General features: G+C 42.8%; 9 protein-coding genes. 4 read left to right on the top strand and 5 right to left on the bottom strand.

Annotated features, from left to right (window positions below; translation table 11 throughout):
- Positions 1–98: 98 nt before the first annotated feature.
- From KL866_RS05970 to KL866_RS05955, 4 genes are all read left to right on the top strand, one after another.
- A complete protein-coding gene (locus KL866_RS05970) occupies positions 99–2,585 on the top strand; it encodes a TonB-dependent receptor (protein ID WP_214993974.1) in 2,487 nt (828 codons plus the stop codon).
- Between the two features lie 264 nt (positions 2,586–2,849).
- The gene (locus KL866_RS05965) at positions 2,850–4,079 is read left to right on the top strand and encodes a hypothetical protein (RefSeq protein WP_025254139.1); all 1,230 of its coding nucleotides are present in this window, start codon (positions 2,850–2,852) and stop codon (positions 4,077–4,079) included.
- A gap of 213 nt (positions 4,080–4,292) precedes the next feature.
- A complete protein-coding gene (locus KL866_RS05960) occupies positions 4,293–5,153 on the top strand; it encodes a hypothetical protein (protein ID WP_025254138.1) in 861 nt (286 codons plus the stop codon).
- Positions 5,154–5,426: 273 nt separating this feature from the next.
- Positions 5,427–6,086, top strand: coding sequence for a response regulator transcription factor (locus tag KL866_RS05955; protein WP_025254137.1), 660 nt, complete (start codon positions 5,427–5,429; stop codon positions 6,084–6,086).
- A 180-nt stretch (positions 6,087–6,266) separates the two neighbouring features.
- Here the strand turns inward: KL866_RS05955 and KL866_RS05950 are convergent, their stop codons facing one another.
- From KL866_RS05950 to KL866_RS05930, 5 genes are all read right to left on the bottom strand, one after another.
- The gene (locus tag KL866_RS05950) at positions 6,267–8,780 is read right to left on the bottom strand and encodes an ATP-binding protein (RefSeq protein ID WP_214993972.1); all 2,514 of its coding nucleotides are present in this window, start codon (positions 8,778–8,780) and stop codon (positions 6,267–6,269) included.
- On the bottom strand, positions 8,767–9,957 hold the full coding sequence (gene nosP / locus KL866_RS05945) for a nitric oxide-sensing protein NosP (protein ID WP_025254135.1): 1,191 nt from the start codon (positions 9,955–9,957) through the stop codon (positions 8,767–8,769). Before nosP ends, KL866_RS05950 begins: the two co-directional genes overlap by 14 nt.
- Positions 9,926–12,022 (bottom strand): 4Fe-4S binding protein, encoded by a 2,097-nt coding sequence (locus tag KL866_RS05940; RefSeq protein WP_214993970.1) that lies wholly within the window; start codon positions 12,020–12,022, stop codon positions 9,926–9,928. The genes nosP and KL866_RS05940 overlap by 32 nt, the downstream gene beginning before the upstream one ends.
- Positions 12,023–12,063: 41 nt before the next feature.
- A complete protein-coding gene (locus tag KL866_RS05935; RefSeq protein WP_025254133.1) occupies positions 12,064–13,581 on the bottom strand; it encodes an aldehyde dehydrogenase family protein in 1,518 nt (505 codons plus the stop codon).
- Between the two features lie 142 nt (positions 13,582–13,723).
- Positions 13,724–14,192 (bottom strand): response regulator transcription factor (locus KL866_RS05930; RefSeq protein ID WP_214993968.1); only part of this gene is annotated, 469 nt, incomplete at its 5' end.

Genomic DNA, 14,192 nt, shown 5'->3' with positions numbered 1-14,192 from the left:
TACCAATTTATGATACTTCCTCCCACTTAAGGAGGATATTTTTAAGGAATGCTTAAGGCAATACTGAGAGTATAAATAATAACGAAGCAGTCAAAACCATGCCTACGCGAATTTCTACCAAAAGCATTAGCCAAAACTTTGCACAAAAGCCAACATATCAACTTTCTCATTCACCATTTGCTCTTGCGATTATTGCGAGCGCGGTAACCTATGCGTTTAGCGCTGCCGCCGGCGCTAACGATACATTAGACCAATACGAGGTAATAGAGGTACAGGGAGCGACGCCACTTAGCGCTAACAGCAATAATTCTGCTGTATTCGGAAACGTTCAAACACTGACTCAAGATGACATAGAAGGGAGCGTCAACCGCTCATTGCCAGAGTTGTTAAAAACCCAGCTGGCGAGCGTGAATCTGAACGATGTTCAAAACAACCCGTTCCAACCGGATCTGCAATATCGTGGATTTACTGCCTCTCCTTTGCTTGGCCTTCCTCAGGGCATTTCGGTGTACTTGAATGGCGGTCGGGTGAACGAAGCGTTTGGCGATACCGTGCATTGGGATCTAATGCCTCTAGATGCTATAGATACCGTTTCTCTATACTCTGGTTCAAACCCGCTGTTTGGTCAGAACACGTTAGGTGGTGCACTAGCGCTAAAAACAAAAACTGGGTTTAGTTTTGACGCCAATGAAATCGATTTACAGGCAGGGCAATTCGGCCAAAAAGCCGCTTCTGTAGAATCGGGTGGTCATAATGATCACTGGGCATATTATGTGAACCTGAATCACTATGAGGAAGATGGCTGGCGTGATTATTCACCTTCCGAAGTTCAACAAGTTTTTACATCGCTTGCCTATAAAAGTGACAAGATGTATATCGACATGAACTTGTTGCTTGCCGATAACGAGTTGCTCGGCAACGGTGCGTCGCCTATTGAACTACTCGATATTGAAGGGAGAGAAGCGGTCTACACCCACCCCGATCAGACTAACAACGAACTTACGCACGTTAATATAACCGGTGACTTTGTTTTAACTGACACCTTATCTTTAACGGCAAATATGTTTTATCGCGACACACAAACTCAGTCAATAAACGGCGATGACAGTGATTTCGGTGCCTGCCAGTTCGCTGATGGACGCGTAACACTTTGTGAATTCGAAGATGATGACGATGATGATGATCCGCTTGATAGTGATGGTGATGGCGACGACGATGATGACGACTTGCCTATTGTGGGAGAAGGCGATGATATAGAGGCGGTTGAATTTATTGGCTTTGATGACGACACTGCGCTCGCTGATATATCAGATGTGGACGCAGATGAACTTGACGGCACCTACAACACAGGCCGCACAGATGCAAAAGCTACTGGATTATCTTTTCAGCTAGCCAAACAATATGCCTTAAGCGGCTTCAGCTCAGAGTTTATTGTAGGTGCCAGCTACACCAAAGGAGATGTTAACTACGCCGCTGATACTACATTTGGTATTTTGGAAAACGAATCTGCACAAGACTCACGCACCGTTTTACCCATCGATGGGCTCATGGCACAAGAAGCCAGAGTAAGATTAGATGTAGACACCACCGCATGGTCGCTATTTTTCATGAATAGTACTCAGCTCTCTTCAGCCGTATCACTCAATCTTGGTGGACGTTTTAACCGAGACCATATTGTTATGGAAGACCTGATTGATGACGGAGAAGGTTCATTAGACGGCAATCACCGTTTTACCCAGTTTAACCCAGCGGTGGGCGTAGACATTTCCATTGATGAGCAAAGCCAATTGAACCTAGCAATCAGCCAATCTTCCAGAACGCCAAGTCCAGCGGAGTTAAGCTGTGCTGATGAAGACGACCCGTGCCGCCTTCCGAACGGATTTGTAGCCGATCCTCCTCTTGATCAGGTGGTGACCCAAACCATTGAAGCGAACTACACTACGCACATCAATAACATCGACCTTATGCTAAATGTTTTTCATAGTAGAAGTAAGGACGACATTATCTTCCAACAGGCTGGCTCTGTTGCTTCTCGCGGATACTTTATCAATGTTGACGAAACTCAGCGTCAGGGTGTTGAGTTTAGTATCGGTTCTACGTGGCAGAAACTAACGTACCGCTTGAACTATAACTATCTAGATGCAACCTATGAATCAACATTTACGTCATTTAGTCCCTTTAACCCTCAGGGGCCGGACAGGCTAGTCACGCCGGGCAACAAAATTCCAGGTCAACCAGAGCATTTAGTAAAGCTTTACGCAGATTACGCCTTAACGGAGAAAGCGCTATTAGGGGCGGAAGTAATTTCTGCATCTAGCCAATACTTTAGAGGCGATGAGGCCAATGAGAACGAAAAAATTGAGGGCTACGTTGTTGCGAACGTCTATGCATCGTATCGTTTCAACGACACATTCACCGCATCACTACGTGTGAACAATGTGTTCGACAAAGACTATGAAACCTTTGGCACTTATGGCGAGGCGGATGAAGTGTTAGAGGACATTTATCCCGATGTAGAAGGCGCAGAGTTCGTTGGTCCAGCACAGCCGCGAATGGTCAGTGTAAATGTAAAAGCGAGATTTTAACATCGAGCTGATCTTTACTACGCTTTCAAATATCAAAAAATAAAAAAAACGCGACTTATTTCCATTAATGAGTCGCGTTTTCATTTTCTATCAAATTAATTTTCCCGCTACTAAAGAAGGAGATTAAATCGCCTTAGGGCCAATGGTTCAAAATTCTACAGAACTTATTATCAATTTACTGGATACCGAAAGCATTAAACCAGTCGAAAATAAAAACAAAAAGCCACTGAAATTAATCAACACTACCAATATTGGGACAGTAAAATGAAAAAAAACACATTTACAAAAACCTGTTTATCTATTGCCATTTTAAGCTCCGTTAGTAGCCATAGTTTTGCCCAAGACGAGCCCTACTCGTGGAATATCTCGGGGTGGATCAATGAAGGCTTAACTTATTACGACGACGGTGTAGGTAGTGACGTGGCACAACTTTCAGACAATGGTACTACACTGGGCAGCCGTATTACGCTTTCCGGGAATTATAAACTGGAAGAGCAGGGTTTAGACGTAGGTTTTGAAGTTATTATTGAACCTCTTTCTGGCGCACCAAACTATGCCGGTGGTGGCCATCAAACTCCCCTTCTATTTGCAAACCAGGATAATTTAGATACCTTTAATGGCGGCGATATTGGCCTATTAGGCAGCAGCCTCTACTTTGGCGGTGATTGGGGTAAAGTCACTATTGGTTTACAAAGTTTGCCCACCGATAATATTGCCGTTCTAGCCGATCCGTCTGGCACTATCTGGTCAGGAATCTCTCCATTATTTAGAGCTAATGGCTTCTTTATTCGAGGCGTCGAAGAAGGCTCGACAAACGTAGCGTGGGGGCAATTTGCCCAATGTTTGGCTACGCCTGGCTTGGGTATAGGGCTAGACTGTAACGGTATTTATCGCAACGGCGTACGCTACGACCTACCTCAGATGGGTAACGTTAGTATTGCCGTAGGTTATGCAAACGATGAAATCTTTGATGTTGCGGTGAAATACGCTGCTGAACATGAAGGCTTTAAAACCAATCTTCACGCAGGCTACTCAGTGAACAAAGATGGCGGCAGTAATGTTGGCGGCAACAGTTCAACTACTCTACAAATGCAAGCAGGTGTAATGCACATCGAATCCGGCGTGTTTGGGGTAGCCACTTACCAGACGGAAGAAGCTGACGATGCTATTGTTGGTTCGGGTGATGATACAGATGCCTATTACTTCAAAGCTGGCATTAGAAAACAGTTTAATCGCTTTGGTGATTCAGCATTTTACGCAGAATATGCAAGTTATAACGACCAATACGGCATGGCTCATTTAGATGGCGTTACCGGCTCAGAGCTTAGTCAGTGGGGTATTGCAGCAGAACAATATTTTGGCTCGCGCTTCTTGGTGTATGCGAAATATGAAAATCTCAGTTTAGATATTGATGGTTCACAAGCAGCGCAAACTATCTATAACAGTGCAGAGGACCTAACTCTTATCCAACTGGGTGGCACTGTATTCTTTTAGTCGTGATTTAAAAGATCATTCATTTATCTAATATTGAAATTCATTTTATTTTTTCTGTTATTTTATATTTGTGAAATTCGCCTTTTCAATGTTTAAAATATGAAAATCAAAGCGCATATTTTATTAAAATAGAATTTAAAATGAAGTTCAAAAAGTTATGAAATAGAAAAAAGCGAGATTCACTCTCGCTATTCCTATTGAAAAGGAAAGAGCATGAAAAATACGTCTCTATTTTCATTAAAGTCAACTAGTTTAATTCTTGTAGTACTAGCTTTCATAACATCAGTACAAAGCGCTGACGCCCAAGTTATATTTCAAGAGGACAAAAACAATTTCATTACCCTAGTTGAGAAGCCAGACGAAACAGAAACTAAAGATCGTGCTAACCAACACCCTTTTGCGCTGCACGAGCAGGATGTTGCCGCGATTCTCAGTGCGATACAGGTAGTTAAAAACAAAAATTCGTCAACGCCGCTTTTTTCAGGTGAACAGATTAAATTACTAGCCGCTCATTTACCTCGGGCATTAAGCCAAGCTAGTGGTCAGCAAGACGTAATCTTCGCCCTAGGTAAAGAAAAGCGTTATTTGGCAGGTCTTAAAACCCAAACATATTACGTTGCAGGCAGTATCTTCGTAGCAGACAACCAACTTAACATTCTAATTGGCGAGTACGATAAAGTGGCTAATAACGCATACGAAATGGCTTACGATCCCACATCTCAAGGCCTGGTGAAATACGACTTTAATTTTGGTAAACGAGAAAGAGCAAAATTCTCATTTAATCGCCCCGTTTCTTTTTCCGTTTCTGGCATTGAATTAAAAACAAAAAATCGCTTCGACTGGGTTGTTGCACCTACTCAACTAGCGTTAGCAACCACAAAAAGAGAGGAAAAATTTTCCCCACCGAATAGGGAAAACACGCCCACTACCAGAGACAAATCCATTTCAGCCACATTACCCACGGAAGACGAGGTTATAGCTCGTTTTAAACGCTTAGACGCACTAAAAAAGGCAAAATTGATTAGTGAAAAAGAATACGCGCAAAAAAGGCAACAGCTACTTGATGAGCTATAGAACAAAAGTCTCTTCCGAACGGGTCGTTCCCGCTTTTATATTATAAGCCTTTGGTCTAATAAGCCTGAATAAATGTTATATTAATGTTAACATTGTGAACAAGTTAAGTGACAGTTTAGCTTTTAATATTTAAGACAATTTGGTCACTTAGAAACGTTTTATTCGCACCATAATTTTGTCTTACAAAAAACACTTATTATGTGAGTAAAACGTCAGCCCAACCAAACCACAAGGCCCGCGGCAAATGTCGCTTTTTTAGCTGAGGGGAAGACGATGCACCGTATCCTGATAATTGACGATCACCCTATTTTTCGTCACGCAATGATTACTATTCTAGGGAAAAAGTTTCCCGACTCAGAAACCCTCGAAGCCAATTCAATTTCTGAAGCGTTAACTTTACTTGAGCAAGACGCAAGCTTCGACTTAATCATGCTCGATTTAAATATGCCAGAAACCTGTGGTCTTAACGGGCTTTTAGAAATTCGAAACCAACACCCTAATGTACCCGTGGTCATAATTTCCGCTGAAACGGAAAAACAAAATATTCTGCAAACCATCTCTTATGGTGCTGTTGGCTTTATTTCAAAAAGCAGCAAAATTGAAGAAATTGCCACGTCTATTGAAAGCATTTTTGAAGGGAATGTGTGTTTACCATCAGAGATATTGAGAACACCATCTACTAGAACCCGCATGACCAATGACAATGGTATTTCGCCAGAGCAAATTCGCTCATTAACCCGAAAAGAACTGACCGTGTTGAAGTACTTAACTCAAGGATTAGCTAATAAAGTGATTGCCTACGAACTTAATATTTCTGAAACTACGGTTAAATCTCATGTTTCGTCTATTCTTAAAAAGTTGGGTGCTAGCAATCGAGTGAAAGTAGTGGCCAGTGCCGCGAATATCGACTTCAACCAATACGTTTTTAATTAGGCGACTTTGCCAGTAATAAACTCGCGGGGCAGCAATAATCAAAGCGTGCAGCCCTTAGCGGCCTATGGCACTAGTCCCCTCTATATTTTTCCGCTAGCCTCTTGTCTAAAAGGAAATTTAACGATTTCTTTCCACCTAAAGGTTAGAGGCGAATAGAAAAACCGTCACCTGCTTTTACTCTTAGCCGTTCAGGCTCGACACCAATGCAGCTTTAAGCACAGATGAATTAATGGGTTTGTGCAACAGCTGAATATCGGTCCCTTCAAGTTCATTCGCTAACGCTGTTGAATGATTAGCTGTACAAATCATGATAGGCATTGAGGGTTCGAGTCTTCTGACGCGTTTTGCAATGTCTAAACCGGTATCCTTTTCGTCTAAATGATAGTCAACAATAAGCATGTCGCACTCGTCGAAACTGCCACTATTTACTGCATTACATTGATCAAAACCTGAAAAGGTTTCGACTTCCATTCCCCAATTCGCGAACAAGCTTTGCATTGCAATACGCATATTGGCATCGTTATCTATGTGCCAAATACTTTTATCTAGGACGTAGTCAGGAAGCGAAGGCTTACTCGTGTATAGATAATCTTGCTCTTGGTTTGTATCACTAACCTCTGTAATCGGTAATGATAATGTAAAGCATGCGCCAACCCCCTCTTTCGAGCGCACTCTAATATCGTGCTGTAGCAATTTACTCATTTTATCAACGATGTATAAACCCAACCCCAAACTATATGAATAGTTGAAATCGTTTTCTAACCTAGAGAATTCTTTGAAAATGACTTTCTGATCTTCTTCACTTATCCCCACGCCCTGATCATAAATACTTATTTTTAGGGTTTTATTCACTTCTCTTGCAGCCAATAGTACCTTGCCATTGGCACCGTATTTCATTGCATTTATTAATAAGTTTCGCAATATTCGCGATAGTAAATTTACGTCGGTCACCACATAGGCTTCTTTTAAGCGATAGCGAAAGTCTACGTTATAATCTTTGCTGATATGCGTAAACTCCTCAGCTAGCTGCATAAGCAGTGGCAATACATTCTCTTGTTGTTTATCAGGCTGTAGCACTCCCGCGTCAAGTTTTGACGTTTCTATAAGCGTACGGATTAGGCCATTCAAATCAGACAGTGAATTATCGAGGGCTGCAACTATAGTGCTGGAAGAGCTATCTACTTGATCTTTTAATGTTTCGTTAAACAATATGGCGGCACTAAGGGGCTGCATCAGATCGTGGCTAATCGCTGCTAAGAATTTGCTTTTCGAATTGATCGCTTCTTGAAGAGCAATATTAGCGTGATTGAGCTCACGCGTACGCTTTTCAACATTTGATTCTAACTGCTCTTTCGCCGCTTTAAGCTGAAGTTGACTTTCTACCTGCTGAGAGATGTCGGTTGCCAATACGAAGTGCCCCGTAATATCTCCCGACTCATTAAAATGAGGCAAATATACTTTCTGTAAAAAGCCAACGTCGCCATGGGCGTTTTTTTCCTTGCTTTGAAAACTCACCACCTCGCCTTGCTTAACTCGACGCAAATACTGAACAAGATTGGGGTAAACATCTTTAAGGTGGCTGCGGTTCATTGGCATATCGATGATGTCTTGCTCACTGACGCCATACCAATCGCGATAGCCTTTGTTGGTGTACTGGAACTTCTTATCAGTGCCTATATAGGCAATAAGAGCCGGCACATTATCAGTGATCATGCGGATCCAGCTTTCGTTTTGCTTCAAGGTTTCCGCATAGTAATGCTGAGACGTAACATTGGTAAAAGCACACAATGTATTGCCATCAGGCAGAGTGGTGATGTTGCGTTCAACCACTAGGTCCTCTCGGATAATCTGAGTGCTCGGTCCTACTGGATTTAAATTTAGCCCGCTCCAGTGCCGATTATTTTGAAGGGCGTAAATATTACTGCTGCTCACCAATACGTGCTTTGGTACGTTTGATTGCATCAAAAACGTGTTATTCCAAAACGCGATACCGCCCTCTTTATCAATCAGCAATATTCCCACTTCGATATTGTCGATAAGGCTTTGCAGTAGCTTGTTTTTCTCTTTAATGACTTGCTCGTAACGATTCGACTCAAGCAGTTTTACTTCAGTAATATCATTAAACAAAATAACATTGCCGCCTTCTTGGGTGGGTCTGTTTGTCACCTGATACCAGCGTCTATTCAACAACTGATAAATCATTCTACCCTCTACGTCTGCAGGCAACGCACGGCGGATAACGCCAGAATGTTTAGCAGATTGAGTGATATCGTAATAGTTATCGCCAATTTTTGGGGTAATGGAAAGATCGTCCCAAACTGTCTCGAAATGTCGATTAAAGAAGATGATCCCGCCAAGTTTATCAAGCAATACCATTGCCTGATTAGTACTTTCAATAGCATCGTGTAAGCGTTGTTTAACCTGATGAGTCTCTTCGTGAGCTCGCACTAAATCTGCATTAGACTGCTCAAGCTTTTGCAGGACAGACTGTAGTTCTTCAGTTTTCTGACTTACTTTTTCAGAAAGCTGGACCGAGTGCTCGAATGCGCGGTAACTGTGATGATTAAATCCACCTTCTTCCATTCGATACATAAGTGCAGCGTTAATTTTTTCTAGTTTTTCATTTTCACGTCTTTGCTCGCGAAGCTCATTTTGAAGTGCTTCCACGTCAATAAAGTGCTTATTGGGCTGCAAAATACACCCCCGTAAACGTTTGATTTAAATGAACAGAGTGTATGTGTTCACCATACGCATTAAATCCAGCTATATTGTATCGTTGCTGTACACGTCTAATCTCGTTGTCATTTTCGCCTTGTTGAATTTCGAGCCTTCGCAGGAAGCAATCGCAAGCGTAGACAAACTCAGGTTCTCCGAGTTGAGATCGAAGTTTGTCTAGCTTACCTTCTAATGCTTCTATGCAATCGCCCAACTGAACAAAGGTCAGAATAATGCCTATATCTACTGCGCAGTAAAAAGTAATTGCATTGGTCGCTAAATCTACTTTTTGAATAGAGCGAATGAAATATTTCCCCCCCACTAATACTGCTAATGGGAAGAGCGAGAAAACATCTGGCGTTAAGTCTTCTGCTTTCATCCCCAACAAGCTTGCGTAATACTGCGCAGCGGGTTCACCGTTAATCTCATAAACGGTTCGCGATTCAGGATCAGCATGGGTTACCACCAGCTTCGATACTGGCGAGTTAATGTGGTCAATTGAGAAAACGGTAAAAGGCTTTCCCGTGCCAACAAGCAGCAATACGGCGGCGTCTCGATGAAATGCACCATTGTAGAACACATAGGTGGCTTCTAGCTTTAAATCGTCGCCAGCGCTGCCGCCTAGATGAGGAATATTTCCAAACGCAGTCGCAAAGGTTTCAAGAAAGTGTTCTTCATGGCGGGTAAGCCCATCTAGCACGGAAATAACAAAGTGCTGCTCTGTATCGTAGCGACGTTCCCTCCCCTGTAAGGCTCGGCGCAAACCACTGGCGATATCATGGGCTTCATCAAAATTTACTTCACCTAAATTTGGCACCATCGCCGTGGCAATAGAAAATTCGTTTTTCAAAAACGCGACAGCCAACAGCTTTTCTGTTCCGTAGCCATTTTTATTAAATTCTCCAGCACTGGTACAGCCAACAATGTTTACGTGCGGAAAACGTGTAGTGATTTCCTTTGCTACTGTGTCTAAGTCAAACAACGTGCTGGTGTGAAAGAGTAATAACTCTATTTCATCGCACTTAACGTTAGCTAAAATCTCGTTGGCCACATCGCGGCAGGCTTCTTTAGCGCCGTACAAGCTAGCTTGGTTGTCATTGTTAACCTTGCTATTAGCAGGTTGACTAAGTGCGGACAGGATTGAGGTTTTTGACACGAGTTGGCACCTTTTTCTTTTTATATTTATCTATTTTGCACAAGTCAGGGTTATCTAACGTAACCACACACTCAAGGCACTGAATACATTCAGCATAGTCAATGCTGCCGTCTTGTTCTATAGCATCAATACCACATTTCTTTTGTTTGCACAGCTGGCAAGGGCTACCACAGGCGTCTTTTCGGGTGAGTAACTTAACTAAGGGAAAGCGTCCTAGTATGGCAAGCCCTGCTCCCAGCGGACATAAATAACGGCAGTAAACCTTATGAATTTTCAAACTAAGTAACAGCAATAAAACCGCATACAATACAAAGGGCCAATATCGAACAAAGTGCAAGGTTATGGAAGTTTTGAAAGGCTCAATTTCAGCGAGTTTCTCAGCAAGGTTTAGCGAATAAAATGAGCACGAAACTAATCCAATAAGTAATACATACTTAATTTTTTGCGCCCGTTTGTGGTGCTGAGGCTTAATTCTAATTTGCTTGATCCTGAGTTTTTCAGCCAAAATCCCCATCATTTCTTGGAGTGCGCCGAAGGGGCAAAGCCAGCCACAAAAGAGCCCCCGCCCTACAATAAACAGCGAGGCAAATACAAAGCTCCACAAAATAAAAATAACCGGATCGAGAAGATATACCTCTAACGAAAATCCATCGACAATATCCAGTAGCAGTGTGTATATGTTGACGACAGACAGTTGCCCTTGGGCGTAAAAACCAATAAAAAACAGCACGAACACAAGGGAAAATGCCCGCACTGTATGCACAAACTTCGTGTAAGGCGTTAAACTTTGCTGAAATGCAAAAAACAACGACAGCGCAACAAGATAAACAACGGTGATGCTTATCTGTAAGGTTCTGTCCTTCCAAATTTTCTGCCATAACGGAATGGGTTTCGCTAACTGAGCTTCAGAATTTTCCATAAATAGTTCACTAGGCAGCGTCACCTTCATAGGGAACATATGCTCATCTTGCTCGAAGAAGCTTGGCTTAAACGGCACACTAATCGCGACTTCCATTTCTTGATCAAGTGACAATCCGCCTTTCGACTTTACTCGAAGTACTTTGATCTCGTTGTACTTGGGCAATGTCTGTGAAAATGCAGGGTCATAAAAACTGTAAAAATCGATATCGCGGATAGCTGTGGGAAAGCCCCCTTGGGATATGCGTAAATGCTCTGGCGTGGTCTGGGGAATAAACTCATCGCTAATAAAACTGAACCCCTTCGTATTTAGTACTAACAGTGCCATTTCGCCCGGGTTTAAGTTTTCTTGTAGCCGCGTAAACTCTTTCTCATCAAATAGGTTTTTCCCCACTATAGGAAGACTTAAAAACGCATAGTAATGTTCGGCGATGATGTCACCGTCAAGAGCAAACTCGCTTTGAATGTCGTCAACCGCTCGAACCACTTCTCTCGGTAGATCTCTCGTGTCTTGTCGAGTAATCAGGTGCCTTTGAATATAGCCCTTATCCACCAGCTCTCTAAAAGTAAGAGGTTCGTAAAACTCTGGATTAATTATATTATTGCTAGGCGCGACAAACCCATCTAGCTTAGCTCTGGCAACCGCTAGTGCTGCTGTCACAATAGTATCGTTGATTACCAGCACTGATACAGTAGCTTTAGTAACCCCATCGAAGTATGTAGCGTCTTTTCCTACATTGCTTTTTCCACCAATGATAAAGCGCTCTTTAACACTATGCCCTTGGTATTGCGCAACGAAATCGAACATAGACTGCTCGCCAAGACCATGCAAAAAAATTGGCTCGCTGTGCTGCTTTACAAAAAGATCAACGAAATTCCCTTGGGTATCTACCCCTATTACCACGTTAACGGGTTTGCCTGAAAATCCTATAAAATCAACAAAGTCATTCGACTCGAAGACATACCCGAGTAATTGTTGAAGCTGATAGACAGGCGTCACTTTTATGTCGGTGTGCATTTCCCCTACTCGTGTAGCGTTAGGGAATATTTGGTGAATGTCTTTTGGAATGTCTGTTGCGTCAGATTGCGCGTTCACACTTGCGCTAAGAAGTAACAAAAAAATGAGTGAAAAAAATGCGATACGCATATCAATAGCGGGCGGCAGTGTGGCGCCGCCCTTCCATCTACTTAAAAGAAACCAAGCGGGTTAATGTCATAGCTTACCAATAGATTCTTCGTCTGCTGGTAATGATCTAGCATCATCTTGTGGGTTTCGCGGCCAATGCCTGACTTTTTATAGCCACCGAAAGCAGCATGCGCAGGGTAAAGATGATAGCAGTTTGTCCAAACACGGCCGGCTTCAATTGCTCTTCCTACACGAAACGCAACATTAGCATCACGGCTCCAAACTCCCGCTCCTAAGCCAAAGCTCGTATCGTTAGCAAGTTCAATTGCCTCTTCTTCTGTTTTAAAGGTTTGAACAGCGATAACAGGCCCAAAGATTTCTTCTTGGAACACTCGCATATGGTTCTCGCCTTTCAATATAGTAGGCTGAATGTAGTAACCATCATCGAAACCAGGTAGCTGCTCTTTCTCTCCACCGGTTACTACCTGAGCGCCTTCCGATTTACCTATATCGATGTATTTAAGAATTTTATCGAATTGTTCATTAGAGGCCTGCGCCCCCACCATGGTGTCTGTATCTAAAGGGTTGCCACGTTTTATCTTCTGAATCTTTTCTAAGACCTTTTCCATAAAGGCATCGTAGATATCTTCGTGAATAATTGCTCGTGATGGACAAGTACATATTTCACCTTGATTGAAATAACCCAGCACCAACCCTTCAGCACACTTATCGATGAACTCAGGCTCGTGATCCATAATATCTGGGAAAAATAGGTTTGGCGACTTACCGCCAAGTTCTACCGTAGATGGAATGAGATTTTCAGCAGCGCAACGAAGGATGTGACCACCAACAGGCGTAGAGCCTGTGAATGCAATTTTTGCAATTCTAGTACTAGTTGCAAGAGCCTGCCCGGCTTCTGCTCCAAAGCCATTAATGATATTAAGGACACCTGGTGGAAGTAAATCTTGGATCAACTCCGCAAACAACAAGATAGAAACAGGCGTTTGCTCAGCTGGCTTCAAGACAACTACGTTACCTGTCACAAGCGCCGGTGCAAGCTTCCAGGCGGCCATAAGTAGCGGGAAATTCCAAGGAATAATTTGACCAACTACACCGTAAGGTTCATGGAAGTGATACGCTACCGTATTTTTATCAATTTCGCCGATAGTGCCTTCTTGGCTGCGTATACAGCCTGCGTAATAACGGAAATGGTCAGCGCAAAGTGGGATATCAGCATTAAGCGTCTCGCGTACGGCCTTACCGTTATCCCATGTTTCGGCTACTGCAAGTAGTTCAAGATTCTCCTCGATGCGATCGGCAATTTTAAGAAGAACGTTTGAACGTTCGGCTACAGATTTTTCTGCCCAGCCTTTTTTAGCAGCGTGAGCTGCATCTAGCGCAAGCTCTATATCTTCTGAAGTTGAACGTGGAATTTGCGCTATATCACTGCCATCAACAGGAGACGTTGCGGTAAAGTATTCACCTTTAACCGGCGCTACCCATTCGCCATTGATAAAATTACCGTAGCTTTCTTTGAAGCTTACAACTGAACCTTCACTTCCTGGCTTTGCATAGATCATAAGAGATACCTTTTGAAAACGTTGCGCGTACCACGCGCAGTAACTTGGTTTGTTGAGTAGTTTGATAATGGTACTTTTACGCAGTGCCTACCATGATGCGATAGACCGATTTGACTCCTACTTTAGGAGGGTAAACCTATGGCTACTTCTCACTATTGTCGATAATTGGCACAGATTGAGAAGCCGACAGTTCTGCATCACCAATGTATCCGTGCTTGGTGGCAATCGCCGCAAACTGAGAAGGCACAGCATCAAGCTTTCGCTTTATTACAGTGAGTGCGTTTGACACAGTTTTAGCCGATAAACCTAATTCATCGGCTATATCAAAGCGGGATTTATTCATCGCAATAGCAATAAATATCTCAAACTCACGTTTTGTTAATTTGGTGGCGATATCGACGCTGGTATCTAGAAGTTGATTGGCTAGATTCACAGCTAGCTCTCGCTCAATATATTTCTGCCCTTTTGCAACGACTTTGATCGCTGATATCAATATTTCTGGCGAGCTGCTTTTACTGATGTACCCCATAGCGCCAGTTTGCATAGCCCGATGTAAGATCACACTGTCTTCAAACATACTAAAAAAAATTATTTTTAATTCTGGGTGCCGT

Source organism: Alteromonas sp. ALT199 (assembly GCF_018619335.1).
Taxonomy (GTDB): Bacteria; Pseudomonadota; Gammaproteobacteria; order Enterobacterales; family Alteromonadaceae; genus Alteromonas.
The sequence above is the reverse complement of the archived record's forward strand: the minus strand, read 5'-3'. Positions and strand labels throughout refer to the sequence as shown.

Excerpts from the sequence above, each read along its gene's own strand:
- KL866_RS05970 (WP_214993974.1), top strand. The coding sequence starts at position 99 with ATGCCTACGCGAATTTCTACCAAAAGCATTAGCCAAAACTTTGCACAA.
- KL866_RS05940 (WP_214993970.1), bottom strand. The coding sequence starts at position 12,022 with ATGCGTATCGCATTTTTTTCACTCATTTTTTTGTTACTTCTTAGCGCA.
- KL866_RS05955 (WP_025254137.1), top strand. The coding sequence starts at position 5,427 with ATGCACCGTATCCTGATAATTGACGATCACCCTATTTTTCGTCACGCA.
- KL866_RS05935 (WP_025254133.1), bottom strand. The coding sequence starts at position 13,581 with ATGATCTATGCAAAGCCAGGAAGTGAAGGTTCAGTTGTAAGCTTCAAA.
- KL866_RS05965 (WP_025254139.1), top strand. The coding sequence starts at position 2,850 with ATGAAAAAAAACACATTTACAAAAACCTGTTTATCTATTGCCATTTTA.
- KL866_RS05960 (WP_025254138.1), top strand. The coding sequence starts at position 4,293 with ATGAAAAATACGTCTCTATTTTCATTAAAGTCAACTAGTTTAATTCTT.